The following is a 21,013-nucleotide window of genomic DNA, read 5'->3' as shown; positions in this document are numbered from 1 at the left end:
TTCGGGGACGGGTGCGGTGGCACCGGCGGACTGCCCGGGCCCATCCCGGCCCGGCGCGTAACTGGAACCAGCCTATAACCCCGGCCTCCGGCGTCGTGCCTCCCTTGGTGCAGCTACCCTCCCTCCGAGCCCCGTTCCAGGAGGGGCTGCACCCGGAAAGGGATCAGCTCGCCCATGGCAAGGGCCGTGTCCGCCCGCTCCACGCCGTCGCAGGCCAGGATCTTGCCGTTGATCCGGAACAGGTCCTCGGCGTCCTTGGCCACCACGCGCAGCAGCAGGTCTGCCGACCCCGTGAGCCCGTATCCCTCCAGGATCTCGGGGATCGCCGCGATCTCCTCCGCCAGCCGCCCGAGTTTCTGCTGCTGGACGTGCACGGAGATGAAGGCCATCAGCGGGTACCCCAGCGCCACAGGATTGATGCGCCGTTCGAAGGACAGGAAGACGTGCTTCTTTTCCAGCTGTGCCATCCGCGCCTGGACGGTGTTCCGGGACAGGCCGAGCTTCTGCGCCAGCGCCACCACGGTCCGGCGAGGGTCCTGCGACAGCGCCGACAGCAGGCGGGTGTCAGTGCCATCCAAAGCTTGCATAATGCGCAACGCTAGCACGGTGGCAGCACGGCGGACAGGGCATTTTGCTCAGAAACAGCCGTGGTGGTTGTACCCCCTGAGCATTGTGAGTAGGGTCACAGTATCTGGGGCAATGGCGCCCGGAAGGCCGGTGGCGGCTGGAGCCAAAAGCCCGAAAACCACAGGTCAACGACGTACGAAGGTTGCGGCAATCGTGTCTACAGACGAAACGGGCCATGGCGGTGCAATCACCCCCGACAACGCAGGGGAATCCACCGCGTCCGGGCAGGAACTCCTCCAGTTGATCACCCCGGCAGGCGAGCGGATCAGCCACCCGGAGTTCGATTTTTGGGTCAAGGACATCACCGACGAGCAGTTATGTTCGCTCTTCGAGGACATGACGGTCATCCGGCGGATCGATGTTGAAGCCACCGCCCTGCAAAGGCAGGGAGAGCTGGCGCTCTGGCCGCCGCTGCTGGGGCAGGAGGCGTCCCAGATCGGTTCCGGACGGGCCATGCGGGCGGACGACTTTGTCTTCTCCAGCTACCGCGAGAACGGCGTGGCCTACTGCCGGGGCGTGGACCTGACGGACCTGCTCCGGGTTTGGCGCGGCAACGCCTCCGGCGGCTGGGACCCCTACAGCATCAATATGGCAACCCCGCAGATCATCATTGGCGCCCAAACCCTCCATGCAACCGGCTATGCCATGGGCATCCAGAATGACGGCGCCGATGCCGTGGCAGTTACCTACTTCGGCGACGGCGCCACCAGCGAAGGCGACGTCAACGAGGCCATGGTGTTCGCCGCCAGCTTCCAGGCCCCCGTGGTGTTCTTCTGCACCAACAACCACTGGGCCATATCCGAGCCCGTACGGCTGCAGTCGCACATCCACCTCGCCGAGCGGGCCGCCGGCTTCGGCATCCCCAGCCTGCGGGTGGACGGCAATGACGTCCTGGCCGTCATGGCCGGCACCCGGCTCGCACTGGACCGGGCGCGGCGCGGCGGCGGCCCCACGTTCATCGAAGCCGTCACCTACCGGATGGGACCGCACACCACCGCCGATGATCCCACCCGCTACCGGGATGCCAACGAACTGGAAGACTGGGCGGCGAAGGACCCCATCTCCCGGCTGGCATCGCTCCTGGACCGGAAAGGGCTCCTGACCGCGGAGCTGCAGGAGCAGGTCCGGCACAAGGCCGATTCCGTGGCAGCGGAAATGCGCCGCGGTTGCACCACCATGCCGGATCCCCAGCCGATGGACGTGTTCAAGCACGTCTACAGCACCCCCAACTCTTGGCTTGAACGCCAGCAGGACCACTACGCCCGCTACCTGGCTTCATTCGGCGACCTCGCAGGAGCAGTTTCAGAGGAAGGTGCACGCTGATGACCCAGTTGACCTTTGCCCGCGCCATAAACGCCGGCCTGCGGAAGTCGCTGGAAAGCGACTCCAAGGTGGTCCTCCTCGGCGAGGACATCGGTGCCCTCGGCGGCGTGTTCCGGGTAACCGACGGCCTGCAAAAAGACTTCGGCACCCACCGGGTGGTGGACACGCCGCTGGCCGAATCCGCCATCGTGGGGACTGCCGTCGGCCTGGCCTACCGCGGTTACCGCCCTGTGGTGGAGATTCAGTTCGACGGATTCATCTATCCGGCGTTCGACCAGATCGTCAGCCAGGTGGCCAAGCTGCATTACCGCACCCGCGGCGCGGTGAAGATGCCCATCACCATCCGGGTTCCCTTCGGCGGCGGGATCGGCTCGCCGGAGCACCACTCCGAATCCCCGGAAGCGTACTTCACGCACACCTCCGGGCTGCGCGTGGTGGCCGTTTCCAACCCCCAGGACGCGTACACCGTGATCCAGCAGGCCATTTCCTGCGACGATCCCGTCCTGTATTTCGAACCCAAGCGCCGCTACCACGACAAAGGCGAGGTGGATGAGTCGGCCGCCCTTTCCTCCGCCCTGCCCATGGACAAGGCCCGCGTGCTGACCGAGGGCACCGACGCCACCCTGGTGGCCTACGGACCACTGGTCAAGACCGCACTGGACGCTGCCACGGCCGCAGCCGACGAGGGAATCTCCCTCGAAGTCATCGACCTGCGCTCGCTGGCCCCGGTGGACTACGACGCCGTGGTGGCCTCCGTGCGGAAGACCGGGCGCCTGGTGGTCACGCACGAAGCCGGACAGTCCGGCGGCCTCGGGGCGGAAGTGGCCGCCAGCATCACCGAGCGGTGCTTCTACCACCTCGAAGCTGCTCCGGTCCGGGTCACCGGGTTCGACATTCCCTACCCGTATTCCAAGCTGGAAATGCACCACCTGCCGGGCCTGGACCGTATCCTCGACGGCGTGGACCGCGCCTTGGGCCGCCCGAATTCCCTGAGCGGGCTGGAAGGATGAGCGCCACCATGATCAAGGAATTCCGTCTGCCGGACCTGGGTGAGGGGCTCACAGAGTCAGAAATCCTCAGCTGGAAAGTGGACGTTGGGGACACCGTCAGCCTGAACCAGGTCATTGCCGAGGTGGAGACAGCCAAAGCCGTGGTGGAGCTTCCCTCTCCGTATGCCGGGGTTATCAGGGAGCTCCACGAGCAGCCCGGGTCCGTGGTTGAGGTGGGCAAGCCCATCGTCTCGTTCGAGGTGCCGGACGACGCCGGAACGGCACCTTCGGGCCCGGCCGGCACGTTGACGGCTGGGCCGGGGGAGCGCGGTGCGGAAACGCAGAAACGGGAACCGAACCTGGTGGGCTACGGCGCTGTCGTCGAAGGCTCCGGCCGGCCGGCCCGCCGGCCCCGGAACTTCGCCGCCCCGGTGGTTGAGCCTGTCCTGGCCAGGCCTGTGGTGGTTGAGCCTGCCGACACCAAGCCTGTTGACACCGCAATCGCCGAGCGGCCACGGTCCACACCACCGGTGCGCAAGCTGGCCAGGGACCTGGGGGTGGACCTGGCACGGGTTCCCGGCACCGGGCCTGGCGGGTTGATCACCAGGGAAGACGTCCGGGGATTTGCCGGACACAACGAAGAAGCTGTCCCGCCCCTGGCGGAGCCGGTGGCCCTCTCAGGCAGCCGGTTAGGGGAGCGGGAAACCCGGACTCCCATCAAGGGCGTCCGCAAATACACCGCGGCCGCCATGGTGCAGAGTGCCTTCACCGCCCCGCATGCCACCGAATTCCTCACCGTGGACGTGACGCCAAGCCTTGAACTGCTGGCCAGGCTCAAGAACAGCAGGGAGTTCGCCGGCCTCAAGCTCACCCCGCTGACGCTCGCGGCCAAGGCAGTCCTCGTCGCCCTCCGCAGGAATCCGGCGCTGAACTCGCACTGGGATGAGGAACACCAGGAAATCGTCACCTACAACTACGTCAACCTTGGCATCGCGGCGGCCACGCCCCGGGGACTCACCGTTCCCAACATCAAGGATGCGGACACCATGCAGCTTCGGCAGCTCGCCCAGGCGTTGACGGCGCTCGCGGAAACGGCCCGCGCCGGCAAGGCCACGCCTGACGAGCTGTCCGGGGGCACCATTTCCATCACCAATATCGGCGTTTTCGGCATCGACGCCGGTACCCCCATCCTCAATCCCGGTGAAGCGGCCATCCTGGGGCTGGGCGCCGTCCGGACCCTGCCGTGGGAATACCGGGGCGAGGTGGCCCTGCGCCAGGTGATCACCTTGAGCCTGTCCTTCGACCACCGGCTGGTGGACGGCGAACAAGGCTCCCGGTTCCTGGCCGACGTCGGCACCATCCTGGCCGAGCCGGGAATGGTGCTCACCATGGTCTAGCGGGAGGGCGGGGCGTCCCCTGCACTGTCCGCCAGCAGCGCTGCAAGTGCCATGCGCTCAAGCAGGGGGCGGGCCACGCCTGCCGCTATCCGCCGGCCATGGCTGCGGACGGAGTGCGGAGTGGAGTTGATGAGGCCGAAGGTGGCGTGCGCCCGCATGCGGAGTTCGGCAGCGTCCGTCCCGGGGTGGACCCCCGCGAGGACGTCCACCCATAACTCCACGTAGCTGCGCTGCAGGGAGCGCACCGCGGACTGGTCCTGCTCGGAGAGGTTGCTGAGGTCCCGGTCCTGGACGCGGATCACGTCGGGCTTGCCGAGCGCAAAGTCCACCTGGAACTCCACCAGCCGGCGCAGGGCGGCTGCCGGGTCGGCGCTGTCTTCCACCACCTGGCGTCCGCCGTCCAGCAGTTCCTGGCTCACGGTCACCAGGAGGTCGGCGAGGACTGCCTGCTTGCCCGGGAAATGGCGGTACACCGCGGGGCCGCTCACGCCCGCGGCCGCGCCAAGGTCTTCGAGCGACACCCGGTTGAACCCGTTCAGTGCGAACAGTGAAGCCGCCGCCGTGAGCAGGGCCTGCCGCCGGTTCTCCTTCGCCTTGCCGCGCTGCGTGGTGGGGGCCGGGTGCGGCGTGGTGCCTGGCTGCGCGGCATTGCCGGATTGTGTTCCCGTGCTTGGCACTTTTCCTCCTCGGACCGACGCAGATTCTACCAAGACCGCCATGTGTTGGACATCACAGTTAATCGAGACTAACCTGAATTTCAGTTATTAGTCACTAACCGAGTTGGCCTGGGAGCCGGCTTGGTCCAGACAGGAACGGATCGTCAATGGAGACCCTGGCCAGCCGGCTCGACCCCGCAAGCGAGTCCTTCCGCGCCAACCGGGAAGCGCAACTGGCCCTCGCCGGCGACCTCCGGAAGAGGCTGGCGGACGCGGCCCTCGGCGGACCGGAGAAATCGCGGGAGAGGCACGTGGCACGGGGGAAGCTGCTGCCGCGGGACCGGATCGACCAGTTGCTGGATGACGGCAGCCCGTTCCTGGAGATCGCGCCGCTGGCTGCCAATGGGATGTACGGCGACGACGCCCCGGGCGCCGGGGTCATCGCCGGGATCGGACTGGTGCACGGTCGGCAGGTGCTGGTGATCTCCAACGATGCCACCGTCAAGGGCGGCACCTACTACCCGATGACGGTGAAGAAGCACCTGCGTGCCCAGGAGATAGCTCTCGAAAACGGGCTGCCCTGCATCTACCTGGTTGATTCGGGCGGGGCGTTCCTTCCCAAGCAGGATGAGGTCTTTCCGGACAAGGACCACTTCGGCCGCATCTTCTACAACCAGGCCAGGCTCTCCGCCGCGAAGATACCGCAGATCGCCGCCGTCATGGGGTCTTGCACCGCCGGCGGTGCCTACGTTCCCGCCATGAGCGATGAGACAGTCATCGTCAGGAACCAAGGCACGATCTTCCTGGGCGGCCCGCCCTTGGTGAAGGCGGCCATCGGCGAGATCGTGACTGCGGAGGAACTCGGCGGTGGAGACGTGCATGCACGCATTTCCGGGGTGACCGACCACCTGGCCGAAAATGACGAGCACGCCCTGCAGATCATCCGGGACATTGTTGCCACCCTCCCGCCGCCCGCCGCGCCTGCCTGGCAGGTGGAACCCGCCGTCGAACCTGCCGTGGACCCGGACGGAATCTACGGTGCGGTGCCCACGGACGTCAACGCCCCCTACGACGTCCACGAAGTCATCGCCCGGCTGGTGGACGGCAGCAGGTTCCACGAGTTCAAAAGGGAATACGGCACCACCCTTGTGACGGGATTCGCCCGGATCTGCGGACACCCCGTGGGTATCGTGGCCAACAACGGGGTGCTCTTCAGTGAATCGTCGCTCAAAGGCGCCCATTTCATCGAACTCTGCGACCAGCGCGGCATCCCCCTGCTGTTCCTGCAGAACATCTCCGGCTTCATGGTGGGGAAGGACGCCGAACAGGGCGGCATCGCCAAAAACGGCGCCAAGATGGTGACGGCCGTGGCCACTGCCCGCGTTCCCAAACTGACGGTGGTGATCGGCGGCTCCTTTGGCGCCGGCAACTATTCGATGTGCGGCCGGGCCTATTCGCCGCGGTTCCTCTGGATGTGGCCCGCCGCCCGGATCTCCGTCATGGGCGGCAACCAGGCCGCCAGCGTCCTGGCCACCGTGAAGCGCGACCAGTACGAGGCGGCCGGCGAAGAATGGCCGGCAAGCGACGAAGAGGCGTTCAAAGCACCCATCCGCCGCCAGTACGAGGACCAGGGCAGCCCCTACTACTCCACGGCCAGGCTATGGGACGATGCCGTGATCGACCCGGCAGATACCCGCACCGTCCTGGGACTGGCGCTCGACGTCGTCTCCCGCACCCCCTTGCCGGAGACCTCCTTCGGCCTCTTCCGGATGTGAGCCCGCAATGACCATGCAAACCCGAACAGATCCAGCCCCCGGCGGCACGTCCACCCCACGCCTGTTCGGCACGGTCCTGGTGGCAAACCGCGGTGAAATCGCCTGTCGGGTCATCCGGACCCTGCGCCGCCTGGGCATCCGGTCGGTGGCCGTCTACAGCGATGCCGACGCCGGCGCCCGCCACGTCCGCGAAGCTGACGCGGCCGTGCGCATCGGCCCGGCAGCCGCCGTCGAAAGCTACCTGAGCGCGGACGCGATCATTGAGGCGTGCCGGCAATCGGGCGCCGAGGCCGTCCATCCGGGGTACGGCTTCCTGAGTGAGAACGTGGACTTCGCCCGGGCCTTGGAGAAGGCCGGCATCACCTTCATCGGACCCGGAGTGGAGGCCCTGAAGGTCATGGGGGACAAGATCCGGGCCAAGAACCACGTGGCCGGATACGCCGTGCCGGTGGTTCCCGGCATCGCCAAGCCCGGCATGACCGACAGCGAACTGGTGGAGGCAGCCGGCGGGGTCGGCTTTCCGCTCCTGATCAAGCCCTCCGCCGGCGGCGGCGGCAAGGGGATGCACGCCGTCGAAAAACCGGAGGACCTGCCCGCCGCCCTGGCAACGGCCCGGCGCGTGGCCGCCGCCGCGTTCGGCGACGACACACTGTTCCTGGAACGCCTGGTGACCACCCCACGGCACATCGAAGTGCAGGTGCTGGCGGACAACCATGGCAACGTCATCCACCTGGGCGAGCGGGAATGCTCGCTGCAGCGGCGGCACCAGAAAGTCATCGAGGAAGCGCCGTCGCCGCTGCTGGAGGGCCTTCCGGACGGGGCGGCCATCCGCGCACGGATCGGCGAGGCGGCCTGCAATGCAGCCCGCAGCGTGAACTACCGGGGCGCCGGAACCGTGGAATTCCTGGTGTCAGATGACGCGCCGGACGAGTTCTTCTTCATGGAGATGAACACCCGCCTGCAGGTTGAGCACCCGGTCACCGAAATGGTCACCGGCATCGACCTGGTGGAATGGCAGGTGCGGATCGCAGCAGGTGCGGAACTGACGCTCCGGCAGGCCGACGTCGGGCTTTCCGGCCACGCTGTGGAGGCGAGAGTCTACGCAGAGGTGCCGGAGAAGAACTTCCTCCCCTCCACCGGGACCGTGCTGGTGCTGGATGAACTGCCTGGGCCGAAGCAGCGGCCCAGCGCTCCTGCCCCGGTCGAAGCGGAACCTGCCGGCGCTCGGGTCAGAGTGGATTCCTCACTCGTGGAAGGGTTGGAGCTCTCGGCCCACTACGACCCCATGATTTCCAAGGTGATCGCCTGGGGTGAGGACCGCACCGCCGCCCTGAATGCCCTGGACGGTGCCCTGGCCGGCTACACGGCCTTGGGTATCGACACCAACGTGGAATACCTGAGGCTCCTGCTCAGCGACCCCGACGTCCAGGCCGGCCGCCTGGACACGGGCCTGATCCAACGGAAGCTGCCCGGCATGGAATTCCGGACCGCCGGGGATGCGGAACTCGTGGCCGCCGCCCTGTACGCGCTCTCCCTGGAGGACCAAAACTACCCTGCTCCGGGGAGCGGTCCGTGGCGGGCCCGCAACGGCTGGCGCCTGGGCAAACCCGCACCACGCCGCGTCAGCCTGGGAACACCCGACGGCGGCGTAGCAACGGTGGCGGTCACCGGTACCCCCAACGGGGGAGGCACCGCCGTGGTCGCGGTCAACGACGGCCCCCCGATGCCGGCGTCCCTCCAGTGGTCCAGCCGGCAAAGCATCGAACTTGACCTTGACGGCCAACGCCACGCCTACCGGCTGGCGCCCGACTATCCAGGGCCCGCCGCTCCGGCATGGGACAACCCCGTGCCCGCCGGGCCCTCCCGGATTTTCCTCGGCAGTGATGGCTGGTCCTGCCGGCTTGAGGTCCTGACCCGGGAGGCACGGCTGGACCGCGTGCTGGCCGGCATTCAACGCGAAGAAGGCTCAGCGGACCCCGAGGTGCGCTCGCCAATGACGGGAACCGTGGTGGCCGTCCCGGTCACCGACGGCGACGCGGTCCAGGCCGGGGAGGTCCTGGTGTCCGTGGAGGCCATGAAGATGGAGCACCACCTCGTTGCCCCGCTGGCCGGCACCGTGCACCTTAGCGCCCGCACCGGCGACCTCGTGAAGGCCGACCAGGTCCTGGCCACCGTGCACCCCCACCCTGCAGACGCGGAACCAGCGCCCGCAGATACAGATACAGACACAGCCACCAGCCAAGGCGAAGGAGCCTGACCATGACCGGATTCGAACTCAGCGAGGAATACCAGGACCTCAGCGACACCGTCCGCGACTTCGCGGACAACGTGGTGGCCCCGGTGTCCGCCAAACACGATGCGGAACACAGCTTCCCGTATGACGTGGTGAAACAGATGGCCGAAATGGGCCTGTTCGGGCTGCCCTTCCCGGAGGAATTCGGCGGCATGGGCGGCGACTACTTCGCGCTCGCCCTGGCCTTGGAACAGCTCGGCCGCGTGGACCAGTCGGTGGCCATCACGCTGGAGGCCGGCGTTTCCCTGGGGGCCATGCCGGTGTACCGCTTCGGTACCGACGCCCAGAAGCAGGAATGGCTTCCGCTCCTGGCATCAGGCCAGGCGCTCGCAGGCTTCGGGCTCACCGAACCCGAGGCAGGTTCGGATGCGGGCGGCACCAAGACCACCGCGCGCCGCGACGACGGCAGCTGGGTGATCAACGGCAACAAGGAGTTCATCACCAACTCGGGAACGGACATCACCCGGCTGGTCACCGTCACCGCCGTCACCGGCCGGAAGGAAGCCGCCGACGGCAGCCTGCGGAAGGAGATCTCGACCATCCTCGTGCCCACGGATACACCGGGCTTCAAAGCGGAGAAGCCGTACAACAAGGTGGGCTGGAATGCATCCGACACCCACCCGTTGACCCTCAAGGATGTCCGCGTACCGGAGGAAAACCTCCTTGGGGAAGAAGGGCGCGGGTATGCGAATTTCCTGTCCATCCTGGACGAAGGCAGGATCGCCATTGCTGCCCTGGCCACCGGCGCCGCCCAGGGCTGCGTGGACCTGTCGGTCAAATACGCCAGGGAACGCAGGGCGTTCGGCCAGGAAATCGGCAAGTACCAGGCCATCTCCTTCAAGATCGCACGGATGGAAGCGCGGGCCCACACGGCCCGCCTGGCCTACTACGATGCGGCCGCCAGGATGCTGGCCGGCAAGCCGTTCAAGACCCAGGCGGCCATCGCTAAGATGGTCGCAGGCGAGGCGGCCATGGACAACGCGCGGGATGCCACCCAGGTATTCGGCGGCTATGGCTTCATCAACGAGTTCACCGTGGCGCGCCACTACCGCGACTCCAAGATCCTTGAAGTGGGGGAGGGCACCACGGAAGTCCAGCTGATGCTGATCGCCCGTGAACTGGGACTGTAAGCACCTGCGCCAGCAGTACGGATCGCAGCCGGCCTGAAAGGATCATTGATGATTGACAAGGTTGTAGCCAGCGCCGACGCCGCCGTGGCAGACATCCCGGACGGGGCGTCCCTGGCGGTTGGCGGGTTCGGGCTGTGTGGAATTCCGGTGGCCCTGATCGACGCCCTGCACCGCGCCGGCACCTCCGGCCTGGAAACGGTCAGCAACAACTGCGGCGTGGATGACTGGGGCTTGGGCATCCTGCTCCGCGACGGCCGCATCCGCCGCACCATCAGCTCCTATGTGGGGGAAAACAAGGAGTTCGCCCGCCAGTACCTTGCCGGTGAACTCGAGGTGGTGTTGACGCCGCAGGGCACCCTGGCCGAGAAGCTGCGCGCCGGCGGCGCCGGCATCCCCGCGTTCTACACCAAGGCGGGGGTTGGGACCCAGGTGTCCGACGGCGGCCTGCCGCAGAAGTACGACGCCGACGGCGGCATCGCGATCGCCTCCGCGGCCAAGGAAGTGCGTTCCTTTGCGGGAGTGGACTATGTCCTCGAAGAATCCCTCACTCCCGACTACGGGCTGGTGCACGCCTGGAAGGGTGACCGGCACGGCAACCTGGTCTTCCACGCCACGGCCATGAACTTCAATCCGCTCTGCGCCATGGCCGGACGCATCACCATCGCCGAGGTGGAGGAACTCGTCGAACCCGGCGAACTGGACCCCGAACACATCCACACCCCCGGGATCTTCGTCCAGCGGGTGGTCCTGGCGGCCGGCGGGGAAAAGCGCATCGAAAAGCGGACGGTGGCCTTGGCGGCCCCGGCCGCGGCGGGCGGGAGCCCCGCCGGCAGCGACCAGCAGGCAGGAGCATGACCATGGATCCCAACAGCCCCGAGGCGCCACGCCCGGAAGCGGTCCGCCCGGAATACCGGCGTGGCGGCGGGCACCAGCCCGGGCCCGGCGGAGCCGTCGCCGCAGCAGGCAGCAAAGGCTGGACGCGGAACGAACTGGCCGCCAGGGTTGCCCGGGAACTCCGCAACGGCCAGTACGTCAACTTGGGCATCGGCATGCCCACCCTGATTCCCAACTACATTCCGGCCGGGGTGGAAGTGGTGCTGCACTCGGAGAACGGGATCCTGGGCGTTGGCCCCTACCCGGCGGAGGATGCGGTGGATCCGGACCTGATCAATGCCGGCAAGGAGACCGTGACGGTAAACCGGGGTGCGGCGTTCTTCGACTCGGCAACGTCGTTTGGCATGATCCGCGGCGGCCACGTGGACCTCGCCGTCTTGGGCGCTATGGAAGTGGCCGCCAACGGAGACCTCGCCAACTGGATGGTCCCGGGAAAGATGGTCAAGGGAATGGGCGGCGCCATGGACCTGGTGTTTGGCGCCAAGCGCGTGATCGTGATGATGGAGCACGTGGACCGGAACGGCAATCCCAAGATCGTCCGGGAGTGCTCGCTCCCGCTGACCGGCAAAGGCTGCGTGGACCGGATCATCACCGACCTCGCCGTGATCGACGTCGTCCGGGACGGCGGCCCATCCCGGCTGGTGCTGCGCGAGCTGGCCCCCAACGTTTCCGTCGAAGACGTGGTGGCCGCCACCGGTGCGGAATTGTACGAAGAAGACCAGGAACTCACCGTATGACCGGCACCAACCCCACTGATGGAGTTCCGGCCGGCCCAACGGCCGGAGGGGGCGGCAGGCGCGTCATCGAGCAGCGCGGGCTCTACTTCGACGAGCTGGAGGAGGGCGTGCTGTATGCCCATCGGCCCGGACGCACCGTGACGGAAACGGACAACGTCCTCTTCACCACCCTCACCATGAACACGCAGGCGCTGCACCTGGACGCGGCCTGGAGCGCGGGGCAGCCCTTTGGCCAGCGGCTGATGAACTCGATGTTCACCCTTGCCACCATGGTGGGGCAGTCCGTCACCCAGTTGACCCAGGGGACCATTATCGCCCAGCTCGGGCTGACCGATGTCTCCTTCCCGCACCCGCTCTACCACGGGGACACGCTCTACACCGAGACCGTGATCACCGGCAAGCGGCTTTCGGCCTCCCGGCCGGGCCAGGGCATCGTCACCATGGAGCACACCGGGCGCAACCAGGACGGAGCCGTGGTGGCACGGGCCACGAGAAGCTGCCTGATGTGGATCCGGGGCGCCCACCAGGACCAGCCCGGCGCACAGGGGAGAATGCCCGTATGACTTTTGTGATGGGCCCTGCCCTGCTCTTTTGCCCCGCCGACCGCCCCGAGCGCTACCTGAAAGCCGCAGCGCGGGCGGACGCCGTGATCCTGGACCTCGAGGACGCCGTGGCGCCACCGGACAAGCAGCGGGCGCGCGGCGCAATCCTGGCCCAGGCGGGCGCTGCCGGAGACGGCCCCGAACTCGACCCCAGCCGGACCATCGTCCGGGTCAACCCGGTCGGCACGGATGACTTCGCGAAGGACCTGCACTGCCTGGCGCATACGCCGTACCGCACGGTCATGCTCGCCAAGGCGGAATCGGCTGAACAGCTCACGGCGCTGGAGGGCTACCAGGTCATTGCGCTGTGCGAAACGGCCCTGGGCGTGCTGAACGCCCCCGCCATTGCGGCCGCCCCCAACGTGGTGGCCCTGATGTGGGGAGCAGAGGACCTCGTGGCCACGTTGGGCGGCACCTCCAGCAGGAAGGACGACGGCGGCTACCGGGCGGTGGCCCTGCACGCCCGCTCCTCGGTGCTGCTGGCCGCCAGGGCGTTGGGCAAGGAAGCCATCGACGCCGTGTACACCAACATCCCCGACCTCGACGGGCTGGCGGACGAAACCGCCGACGCCGTGGCCTCCGGGTTCGGCTCCAAAGCGTGTATCCATCCCGGCCAGGCTGCCGTGGTCCGCAAAGCCTACGCTCCCACCGAGGAGGAGGTGGCGGCGGCGCGTGAACTGCTGGACGTTGCCGCCGCGGCCGGGAGCGGGGTCTTCCAACACCACGGAAAGATGATCGACGGGCCAATCCTGAAGCACGCCGAAGCCATCCTGCGCCGTGCAGGCAGGGACGCCTAGCTGCCCTTCCGTCCCGTCGGCCGGCGCAGGGACGTGGGCGGAATGGGCTCGTACAGCAGCGTCCGCACCCAGCGGTTGCCGGTCTCCCGGAACTCCTTCCGGGTGGCGAAGCGGTAATGGAAACTGCGCACGCGCACCAGGCGCGGCGCGGCGCCGTCGAACGGGTCATGCCGGAGCAGCCGCAACACCTGCCGGTCCGCCACGAGCAGCTTGCCCAGGAAGGCGTAGAACCATTCCTCGTGCACGCTCCGCAGCGGCAGGAACCACATCAGCCAGTCCAGCCGCAGGTGGTACGGAGCCCACTGCCGGGGCATGCGCCGGACATCGCCAGGCTTGCCCTTGAAGCCGTACTCGCGCCAGTCCGAGCTGTCATCGGGATCATCGTCCAGCGTGCCCTCCACCGCAATTTCGATCCGCTGCTTGGTCACCGTGCCGAAGGCGCCATAGGCATTGACGAGCTGCCACCGGTTGAAGCTGGCATTCATCAGCTGCCGGCGGGAGAAGAGGTTCCGCAATGGCCAGTAGCTCAGGACCAGCAGCAGGAGGGACGCCGCCAGTGTTATGGCCAGCCACCACAGGGGTGTGGCCGGTGCTGCGTCGGCTTGCCAGTCCGCCGGGACAGCCGGGATCACGGCGTGGGCCACGGGATTGCTGACCGCGGCAAACGCCAGGATGATCGCCATCCAGTTCAGCCACGCAAAGTTGCCGCTCGCCACCAGCCACAGCTGGGTGAACACCACGATCCCCGCGGCCACGGACGCCAGCGGCTGCGGGGCGAAGAGGAAGAAGGGCACCACCAGTTGGGCGCCGTGGTTCCCCAGAACCTCAAGCCGGTGCCAGGCCTGCGGCATGAGGTGGGCCTGCCGGCTGAGGGGCCCGGGCATCGGCTGGGTCTCATGGTGGTAGTACAACGCCGTTAGGTCCCGCCACTCCCGGCCGCCGCGGATCTTGATCATGCCTGCCCCGAACTCCAGCCTGAACACCAGCCACACCACCAGGATCAGGATGGTCCGCGGCGGTTGCGTCTGGTCCGATCCCAGGAAGGCCACGGTGAAACCGGCCTCCAGCAGCAGCATCTCCCAGCCGAACCCGTAGAAGGTCTGCCCCACGTTCACGATGGACATGTACAAGAGCCACAAGGCAAGGAACGCCAGTAACGGAACCCAGGGTGGTCCGGCCTGGGGGAGCCCGGCGACGAGGAGCGCCGATACCGCCAGGCCCATGGCGCAGACACCGCGCAGCAGCCGGTCCGAGTACCGCCAACGGAACAGCGTGGGCCGCGACAAACGGGAAAACGCGGCCAGGAAGTCCGGCACCGGAAGGAGTCCGCGCTCTCCGAGCAAGGCCGGGAACTGGTTCAGGGTGGACAGGAACGCAACGAAATACAACGCTGCGACGCCCCGTTGCAGCACCTGCCGGGCAAATTCATACTCCGGCGCATCGAACCAGGTGAGCCAGTCCACGGTTTCCACGTTACGCCCGGCCGCCCGGCGGTCAAGGCGCAGCAGGCCCGGCCGCGTGCGGGATACTTAACGGATGCAGCCACGCAGAATCGTCCTCCTCGGATCCACCGGTTCCATCGGCACCCAGGCGATCGACGTCGTCGACGGCGCCCCGCACCTGTTCGAGGTGGTGGCACTCAGCGCCGGTGGCGGCAACCTTGAACTGCTGGCCCGCCAGGCGATCCACACCGGCGCCGCCGTGGTGGGCATCGCCGCTGGCGACCCCGGCCGGCTGGAATCCCTCATCCGGGATGCAGCCGCCGCCGCGGGCCGCCCCGGGTACCGCCCGGAGATCGTGGCCGGACCTGACGCCTCGGCGCGGATCGCAGCGGTGGAAGCGGACGTGGTGCTCAACGGCATCACCGGTTCCATTGGCCTGGCGCCCACCCTAGCGGCACTCCGCTCCGGGGCCACCCTCGCCCTGGCCAACAAGGAATCGCTGATCGTTGGCGGCAGCCTGGTCAAGGCTGCGGCCAAGGAAGGCCAGATTGTGCCCGTTGACTCGGAACACTCGGCGATCGCCCAGTGCCTGCGTTCAGGGACGGCAGCCGAGGTGGACCGGCTCATCCTGACCGCTTCCGGGGGGCCTTTCCGCGGCAGGAACCGGGAGCAGCTGCATTCCGTCACGCCCCGCGAGGCGCTGGCGCACCCCACCTGGGACATGGGGGTCATGGTCACCACCAATTCGGCCACCCTGGTCAACAAGGGACTGGAATTAATCGAAGCCCACCTGCTGTTCGATATCCCGCTTGACCGGATCGACGTGGTGGTGCACCCGCAGTCCGTCGTCCACTCGATGGTCCAATTCGTTGACGGCTCCACCATTGCCCAGGCCTCCCCGCCGGACATGCGGCTTCCGATTGCCTTGGGCCTTGGCTGGCCGGCCCGGGTACCCATGGCCGCGCCTGCCTGCGACTGGACCCAGGCCGCCACCTGGACCTTCGAACCCCTGGATGCTGCGGCCTTCCCGGCCGTTGACCTTGCCAAGGACGCCGCCAAGCAGGGCAGCACCTTCCCTGCCGTTTTCAACGCGGCCAATGAAGAGGCCGTTACTGCGTTCCACGCGGGCCGGATCCGGTTCACCGACATCGTCGATACCGTGGACGGGGTGCTCAGCGAACATTCAGGTTCCTCCGGGCTGACGGTGGAGTCGGTGCTGGATGCTGAAAGCTGGGCACGCGCCCGCGCCCACGAACGTTTAGCAGTCAGCAGTCTCTAGGAAGCAGCAGCACGTCCATGACCCCTGTCCTACTTTTCATCCTCGGCGTCGTCTTCGTGGCCGTTGGCATTGCCGTGTCCATCGCCCTCCACGAGGTGGGCCACCTGGTGCCGGCCAAGCTGTTCAAGGTGCGCGTCACCAAGTACATGATCGGCTTCGGGCCCACCCTCTGGTCACGCCGCAAGGGTGAAACCGAATACGGCGTAAAGGCTGTTCCGCTGGGCGGCTACGTCTCGATGATCGGCATGTACCCACCCAACAAGGAGGACGGCTCGGTCCGGCCCTCCAGTACGGGGATGTTCCAGACGCTGGCTACGGAAGCCCGGTCAGTAGCCCACGAAGAGGTAGGACCCGGCGATCACGACCGCGTCTTCTACCGGCTGCCGGTCTGGAAAAAAGTGATCGTAATGCTGGGCGGGCCGGCCATGAACATGATCCTCGGGGTGCTGCTGACAGCCGTGCTGCTGATGGGATTTGGTATTGCCACCGCCACCACCACCATCTCCGACGTCTCCAAATGCCAGGTGGCCGCAGGGCAAACCGTCGATCCCGACTCCGCCGACTGCCAGCTGACCCCCGCGGCAGCGGCGGGGCTGAAACCCAATGACACCATCATCTCGTTCGACGGCAAGGCCGTCACCAGCTGGGACCAGCTGACGGAGTGGATCCGCGCCTCTGCCGGCAAGGAAGTGGCCATCACCGTTCAGCGGGACGGCAGTGCCGTGTCAACCACGGTGACACCGGTCCTGTCTTCCCGGCCCGTGATGGGCGCCGACGGGCGGCAGGCAACCGACGCTGCCGGCAACCTCCAGTACCAGGACGTCGGTTTCCTTGGCATCGGCGCGCAGACGGCGCTGGTGTCCCAGCCGGCGTCGTCCGTTTTGCCCATGGCCGGAGAGAACATCCGCCAGGTGGCCGGCGTGGTGTTCAACCTGCCCGCCCGTGTGGTGGGCGTAGCCAAGGCCGCTTTCAGCGAGGAACCCAGGGACCCCAACGGCCCCATCAGCGTGGTGGGCGTGGGCCGGGTGGCCGGGGAGGTTGCCGCCATGGAAGCTGTCCCGCTGCAGTCCCGGCTCGCCACCCTCGTGGGCCTGTTGGCCGGCCTGAACTTCGCACTGGCGGTATTCAACCTCATCCCGCTGCTGCCGCTTGACGGCGGCCATGTGGCCGGAGCCCTGTACGAGGGCGCGCGCCGTGCCGTAGCCAGGCTGCGCGGCCGGCCGGACCCGGGAGCGTTCGACATCGCGAAACTGCTGCCAGTGACCTACGTCGTGGCGGCTTTGTTGATGGGCATGAGTGCCCTGTTGATCTACGCGGACATCGTCAAGCCCGTCAATCTGTTCTGATATCAGCCGATTTAGGCTGACTTTGCTAAATCAGTCAGATTTGATTGATTATTAGGAATCACCCGCCTATGGTTGACCTATGTTCGTGATGACCATCGACCAGCGTGGCAGCACCGGGGACCTGGACCGGGTTCCGGGTTTCATTGAGCAGATCGCGCGCCTCGAACCTGCGGGGGGCGGCAGACCGGTTTTCGAGCGGTCGGTCGGCGACGAAGTCCAAGGGGTGGTGCGGGACGCTGATGCCGTCGTGGACATCGCCTTGCACGCCCTGCGCGAAGGGCACTGGTACGTCGGCATCGGCGTCGGAACCGTGACAATGCCGGCGGGTGCCACCCCGCGGGAAGGCACCGGAACCGCGTTCGTGGCTGCCCGCAAGGCCGTTGAGCGTGCCAAGGCCGCCGCTTCCCAGGTGCCGGTGTCAGTAGTGGCAGGCACCATGGCGGGGGAGCCAGGTGGGAGTGCCCCCGCCGGGGAAGGGGAACGGACATGCGCCAAGGCCGAAGCTGTGCTCAGGCTGCTGGGCCGCCTGGTCCAGGAGCGCACGGAAGCCCAGTGGCGGGTGGTTGACGCGCTGCGCCACCTGGACGCCGGCACGCCCGGAGCCGGCCGGCCCGGTCCGGCCCGGCACGGCAGCCAAAAGCAGGTGGCCCGGGAACTCGGAATATCGGAGCAGTCCGTGAGCCGTACCGTGCTTCGCTCCGGTTGGCAGGAAGAATGGGCAGCACGGCCGGCCGCATCGCTGCTGCTTGATCTCGCCCAAGCACAGGTGGTCCCGGCCGTGGAGGAAACCGGAGCCGGCGATGGAGGAGTCAAGTGACCGCAGTGTGGGTGGCCGTGGCCTTGGCGGTGGCAGGCTTCGTGGGATGGCCGGTGACGGCCGTGGTGTTCAAGCTTGCCAGGACCATTGACGACAAAGCCGATGCCGCCACGACGGCAGCGGACGCCGGGTCCGCTGCCCAGGACCCGTCTGCCGACGTCACGGTGGACGGCGAGCTGACGGCGCAACCCGGGCCGCCGGCGTCGAACGGAACGGACGCCGCAGCGTCGGCCCCCGGCCAGCGCATCCTTCGCGGCGGCGCCATCATCGGCGTGCTGGAGCGGCTCGGTGTCTGCCTTGCCATCCTGGCCGGCCAGCCGGTCGCGATCGCCTACATCGTCGCCATCAAGGGCCTCGGCAGGTTCGCTGAACTCAAGGAGACCCCCGTGGCCGCGGAGCGCTTCATCATCGGAACCCTCACCTCCATGCTCTGGGCGGCAGGAACCGCAGCCGCCGCCAAAGTCCTTTTCCTGCAGTAAACGTCCACTGCGCCCCTGAACCTGGACAGCCTGGATGGGTGCGAAGGCAGGCATGGCGATAGGGTAGCCGTATGACAGTTTTTGCCGTTGAGTACGTTTACGCCGCCAACTCCACCGAAACCCGCAACGAGGTCCGGCCCGCGCACCGCGAATGGACAGGCGGCCTGGCGCAGGACGGCGTCATCGTGGCCAGCGGACCCTACGGCGACGGGGCCGGTGCCCTCCTGATCTTCACGGCAACAGACGAAGCTGCCCTGAACTCGATCCTCAAGCAGGACCCGTTTGCCGCGGCCGGCGTCATCGCCGGAACCCGCATCACAGAATGGTCACCGGTCACCGGCATGCTTGCCGGGCTCGCCGCGTAACCGCATCCCTACCCTTTCAACCCAAGGAGTCCACGTGACCTCGGTCAGCCTGGGAATGCCGTCAGCACCGCCGCCCGTCCTGGCGCCCCGCCGCAAGACGCGCCAGATCAAAGTCGGCTCGGTGGGCGTGGGATCTGATTTCCCCATCAGCGTGCAGTCCATGACCACCACGCCCACCACGGACATCAACGCCACCCTCCAGCAGATTGCTGAGCTGACGGCGTCCGGCTGCGACATCGTGCGCGTCGCGTGCCCGTCCGCAGACGATGCCGAGGCGCTGCCCATCATCGCCCGCAAGTCCCAGATCCCGGTGATCGCGGACATCCACTTCCAGCCCAAGTACGTCTTCGCCGCCATCGAGGCCGGCTGCGCGGCAGTGCGCGTGAACCCCGGGAACATCCGGAAGTTCGACGACCAGGTCAAGGAGATCGCGGCCGCCGCGAAGGACCACGGCACCTCGATCCGGATCGGTGTCAACGCCGGTTCCCTGGAACCGGGCATCCTCAAGAAATACGGCAAGGCCACCCCCGAAGCGCTCGTCGAGTCCGCTGTCTGGGAAGCGTCCCTCTTCGAGGAGCACGGCTTCCACGACTTCAAGATTTCCGTCAAGCACAACGACCCCGTGATCATGGTGGCCGCCTACGAAATGCTCGCCGAAAAAGGCGACTGGCCGCTGCACCTCGGCGTTACCGAAGCCGGCCCCGCCTTCCAGGGCACCATCAAATCCGCCACCGCGTTCGGAGCCCTGCTGTCCCGGGGGATCGGTGACACCATCCGGGTGTCCCTGTCCGCCCCGCCGGTGGAGGAAATCAAGGTGGGCAACCAGATCCTCCAGTCCCTCAACCTTCGTCCCCGCAAGCTGGAAATCGTCTCCTGCCCCTCCTGCGGACGGGCCCAGGTGGACGTCTACACTTTGGCCGAGCAGGTCACCGCCGGTCTGGAAGGGATGGAGATCCCGCTGCGCGTCGCCGTCATGGGCTGCGTGGTGAACGGTCCGGGCGAGGCCCGCGAAGCCGACCTCGGCGTTGCGTCCGGAAACGGCAAGGGCCAGATCTTTGTGAAGGGCGAGGTCATCAAGACTGTCCCCGAAAGCCAGATTGTTGAGACACTGATCGAAGAGGCCATGCGTATCGCGGAAGAGATGGGGGAGGCCGATGGCGAAGATGCTGTCAAGGGTAGCCCCGTGGTTAGCGTCTCGTAGGGACGATCCCGACCCTGCGGGCATTTCCGTCCGAACGCTTGACGGCCAGGACACCGCGGCGCTGACCAGTTTGGCGCAGCAGGATCCCGTCACCAATGTATTCATCCTGGCGCATTTGCGCGCCACGGGCACCGCGGCTCCCACCGCAGGAGGCGCCGGTGTTCTCGGCGTGTTCGACAACGGCGTCCTTGCCGGTGCCTGCTGGGCCGGGGCAAACCTCGTGCCGGTCCAGCTGGACCCCGCGCTTGCGCCGCTCGTGGCCGGGGCCGCGAACACCTCCGGGCGCAGGTATGCGTCCGCCTTTGGGCCTGCGGAGGCAGTGCTGGCCCTTCATGCGGAACTCGCCCAACTGGGCCACCGTGCCCACGAAGTGCGGGCGGACCAGCCGCTCATGGTCATCGCGGAGAAGCCCCGGGTCCAGCCCCACCCGGGTTTGGCCCAGGGAAACCTGGCCGACTTTGACCGCATCCTTCCCGCCTGCGCCGCCATGTTTGAGGAAGAAGTGGGATACTCGCCATACTTGGGCGGCCGGGAGTTCTACAGCCGCCGGGTGGAAGGACTCATCCGGCAGGGCCACTCCCTGGTCCACTTGAACGAGGCACACGAAGTGGTTTTCAAGGCCGAACTGGGGGCCGTCACCGCGGACGTCACCCAGGTCCAGGGTGTATGGATGAATCCCCGCTACCGCGGCCAGGGCCTGAGCTCCGGCTACATGTCCGCCGTGGTGGAAAAAGCGCAGAAGATCGCGCCCGTGACCAGCCTGTACGTCAACGGCTTCAACACCAAGGCCCGGTCCACCTACGAACGTGTCGGCTTCCGGCAGGTGGGTACGTTCGCTACAGTTCTTTTCTAGCGGCGTCCGCC

20 protein-coding genes are annotated in these 21,013 nt (G+C 67.2%); 17 read left to right on the top strand and 3 right to left on the bottom strand.

All coding sequences use genetic code 11. From position 1 onward, the window contains the following. Nucleotides 1-113: 113 nt before the first annotated feature. Complete coding sequence (locus QRM95_RS13850; protein WP_026265061.1) at nucleotides 114-587, bottom strand: Lrp/AsnC family transcriptional regulator; 474 nt, start codon at nucleotides 585-587, stop codon at nucleotides 114-116. Between the two features lie 193 nt (nucleotides 588-780). Between QRM95_RS13850 and pdhA the strand changes: the two genes are divergently transcribed. Genes pdhA through QRM95_RS13835 form a run of 3 tightly spaced genes read left to right on the top strand, consistent with a single transcriptional unit; the run spans nucleotide 781 to nucleotide 4,336 of the window. Continuing rightward, entirely contained in the window at nucleotides 781-1,950 is a 1,170-nt protein-coding gene (gene pdhA, locus QRM95_RS13845; protein ID WP_285248135.1) for a pyruvate dehydrogenase (acetyl-transferring) E1 component subunit alpha, read from the top strand. Next, nucleotides 1,950-2,960, top strand: a complete 1,011-nt coding sequence (locus QRM95_RS13840) for an alpha-ketoacid dehydrogenase subunit beta (RefSeq protein ID WP_018763446.1) — start codon at nucleotides 1,950-1,952, stop codon at nucleotides 2,958-2,960. Before pdhA ends, QRM95_RS13840 begins: the two co-directional genes overlap by 1 nt. Continuing rightward, entirely contained in the window at nucleotides 2,957-4,336 is a 1,380-nt protein-coding gene (locus QRM95_RS13835) for a dihydrolipoamide acetyltransferase family protein (protein WP_285248134.1), read from the top strand. Before QRM95_RS13840 ends, QRM95_RS13835 begins: the two co-directional genes overlap by 4 nt. Here the strand turns inward: QRM95_RS13835 and QRM95_RS13830 are convergent. Then, the gene (locus tag QRM95_RS13830; RefSeq protein ID WP_285248133.1) at nucleotides 4,333-5,013 is read right to left on the bottom strand and encodes an SACE_7040 family transcriptional regulator; all 681 of its coding nucleotides are present in this window, start codon (nucleotides 5,011-5,013) and stop codon (nucleotides 4,333-4,335) included. The genes QRM95_RS13835 and QRM95_RS13830 overlap by 4 nt on opposite strands. A gap of 146 nt (nucleotides 5,014-5,159) precedes the next feature. Between QRM95_RS13830 and QRM95_RS13825 the strand changes: the two genes are divergently transcribed. From QRM95_RS13825 to QRM95_RS13795, 7 genes are read left to right on the top strand one after another with little or no spacing between them, the layout of a single operon-like run. After that, on the top strand, nucleotides 5,160-6,767 hold the full coding sequence (locus QRM95_RS13825) for a carboxyl transferase domain-containing protein (protein WP_285248132.1): 1,608 nt from the start codon (nucleotides 5,160-5,162) through the stop codon (nucleotides 6,765-6,767). Between the two features lie 7 nt (nucleotides 6,768-6,774). After that, a complete protein-coding gene (locus QRM95_RS13820; RefSeq protein WP_285248131.1) occupies nucleotides 6,775-9,024 on the top strand; it encodes an acetyl/propionyl/methylcrotonyl-CoA carboxylase subunit alpha in 2,250 nt (749 codons plus the stop codon). Between the two features lie 2 nt (nucleotides 9,025-9,026). Beyond that, nucleotides 9,027-10,190, top strand: a complete 1,164-nt coding sequence (locus QRM95_RS13815) for an acyl-CoA dehydrogenase family protein (protein WP_285248130.1) — start codon at nucleotides 9,027-9,029, stop codon at nucleotides 10,188-10,190. Between the two features lie 48 nt (nucleotides 10,191-10,238). Continuing rightward, on the top strand, nucleotides 10,239-11,045 hold the full coding sequence (locus QRM95_RS13810) for a CoA transferase subunit A (RefSeq protein ID WP_285248129.1): 807 nt from the start codon (nucleotides 10,239-10,241) through the stop codon (nucleotides 11,043-11,045). Beyond that, nucleotides 11,042-11,821, top strand: coding sequence for a CoA transferase subunit B (locus tag QRM95_RS13805; RefSeq protein ID WP_461841345.1), 780 nt, complete (start codon nucleotides 11,042-11,044; stop codon nucleotides 11,819-11,821). The genes QRM95_RS13810 and QRM95_RS13805 overlap by 4 nt, the downstream gene beginning before the upstream one ends. Further along, nucleotides 11,818-12,384 (top strand): MaoC family dehydratase, encoded by a 567-nt coding sequence (locus QRM95_RS13800; protein WP_285248128.1) that lies wholly within the window; start codon nucleotides 11,818-11,820, stop codon nucleotides 12,382-12,384. Before QRM95_RS13805 ends, QRM95_RS13800 begins: the two co-directional genes overlap by 4 nt. Beyond that, nucleotides 12,381-13,220 (top strand): HpcH/HpaI aldolase/citrate lyase family protein, encoded by an 840-nt coding sequence (locus QRM95_RS13795; RefSeq protein ID WP_285248127.1) that lies wholly within the window; start codon nucleotides 12,381-12,383, stop codon nucleotides 13,218-13,220. Before QRM95_RS13800 ends, QRM95_RS13795 begins: the two co-directional genes overlap by 4 nt. Here QRM95_RS13795 and QRM95_RS13790 read toward each other — a convergent pair. Next, entirely contained in the window at nucleotides 13,217-14,683 is a 1,467-nt protein-coding gene (locus tag QRM95_RS13790; RefSeq protein WP_285248126.1) for a lipase maturation factor family protein, read from the bottom strand. The two genes, QRM95_RS13795 and QRM95_RS13790, sit on opposite strands and share 4 nt — an antisense overlap. A 73-nt stretch (nucleotides 14,684-14,756) precedes the next feature. Between QRM95_RS13790 and dxr the strand changes: the two genes are divergently transcribed. From dxr to QRM95_RS13755, 7 genes are all read left to right on the top strand, one after another. Then, nucleotides 14,757-15,941: a 1-deoxy-D-xylulose-5-phosphate reductoisomerase gene (gene dxr, locus QRM95_RS13785; RefSeq protein WP_285248125.1), complete on the top strand. Its 1,185-nt coding sequence runs from the start codon at nucleotides 14,757-14,759 to the stop codon at nucleotides 15,939-15,941. A gap of 17 nt (nucleotides 15,942-15,958) precedes the next feature. Further along, nucleotides 15,959-17,287, top strand: coding sequence for a M50 family metallopeptidase (locus QRM95_RS13780; protein ID WP_285248124.1), 1,329 nt, complete (start codon nucleotides 15,959-15,961; stop codon nucleotides 17,285-17,287). A 79-nt stretch (nucleotides 17,288-17,366) separates the two neighbouring features. Beyond that, nucleotides 17,367-18,104, top strand: coding sequence for a MarR family transcriptional regulator (locus QRM95_RS13775; RefSeq protein ID WP_285248123.1), 738 nt, complete (start codon nucleotides 17,367-17,369; stop codon nucleotides 18,102-18,104). After that, complete coding sequence (locus QRM95_RS13770; RefSeq protein WP_285248122.1) at nucleotides 18,101-18,583, top strand: hypothetical protein; 483 nt, start codon at nucleotides 18,101-18,103, stop codon at nucleotides 18,581-18,583. The genes QRM95_RS13775 and QRM95_RS13770 overlap by 4 nt, the downstream gene beginning before the upstream one ends. 71 nt (nucleotides 18,584-18,654) lie before the next feature. Continuing rightward, nucleotides 18,655-18,948, top strand: coding sequence for a YciI family protein (locus QRM95_RS13765; protein ID WP_018763461.1), 294 nt, complete (start codon nucleotides 18,655-18,657; stop codon nucleotides 18,946-18,948). 34 nt (nucleotides 18,949-18,982) lie between these two features. Continuing rightward, nucleotides 18,983-20,149 carry a flavodoxin-dependent (E)-4-hydroxy-3-methylbut-2-enyl-diphosphate synthase gene (ispG, locus tag QRM95_RS13760; RefSeq protein ID WP_018763462.1) on the top strand — a complete coding sequence of 389 codons (1,167 nt, stop codon included), beginning with the start codon at nucleotides 18,983-18,985 and terminating at the stop codon, nucleotides 20,147-20,149. Then, nucleotides 20,112-21,002, top strand: a complete 891-nt coding sequence (locus QRM95_RS13755; RefSeq protein WP_285248165.1) for a GNAT family N-acetyltransferase — start codon at nucleotides 20,112-20,114, stop codon at nucleotides 21,000-21,002. Before ispG ends, QRM95_RS13755 begins: the two co-directional genes overlap by 38 nt. Nucleotides 21,003-21,013 lie beyond the last annotated feature (11 nt).

The organism is Pseudarthrobacter sp. efr-133-R2A-89 (assembly GCF_030209315.1).
In the GTDB taxonomy this organism is placed as follows: Bacteria; Actinomycetota; Actinomycetes; order Actinomycetales; family Micrococcaceae; genus Arthrobacter.
The sequence above is the reverse complement of the archived record's forward strand: the minus strand, read 5'-3'. Positions and strand labels throughout refer to the sequence as shown.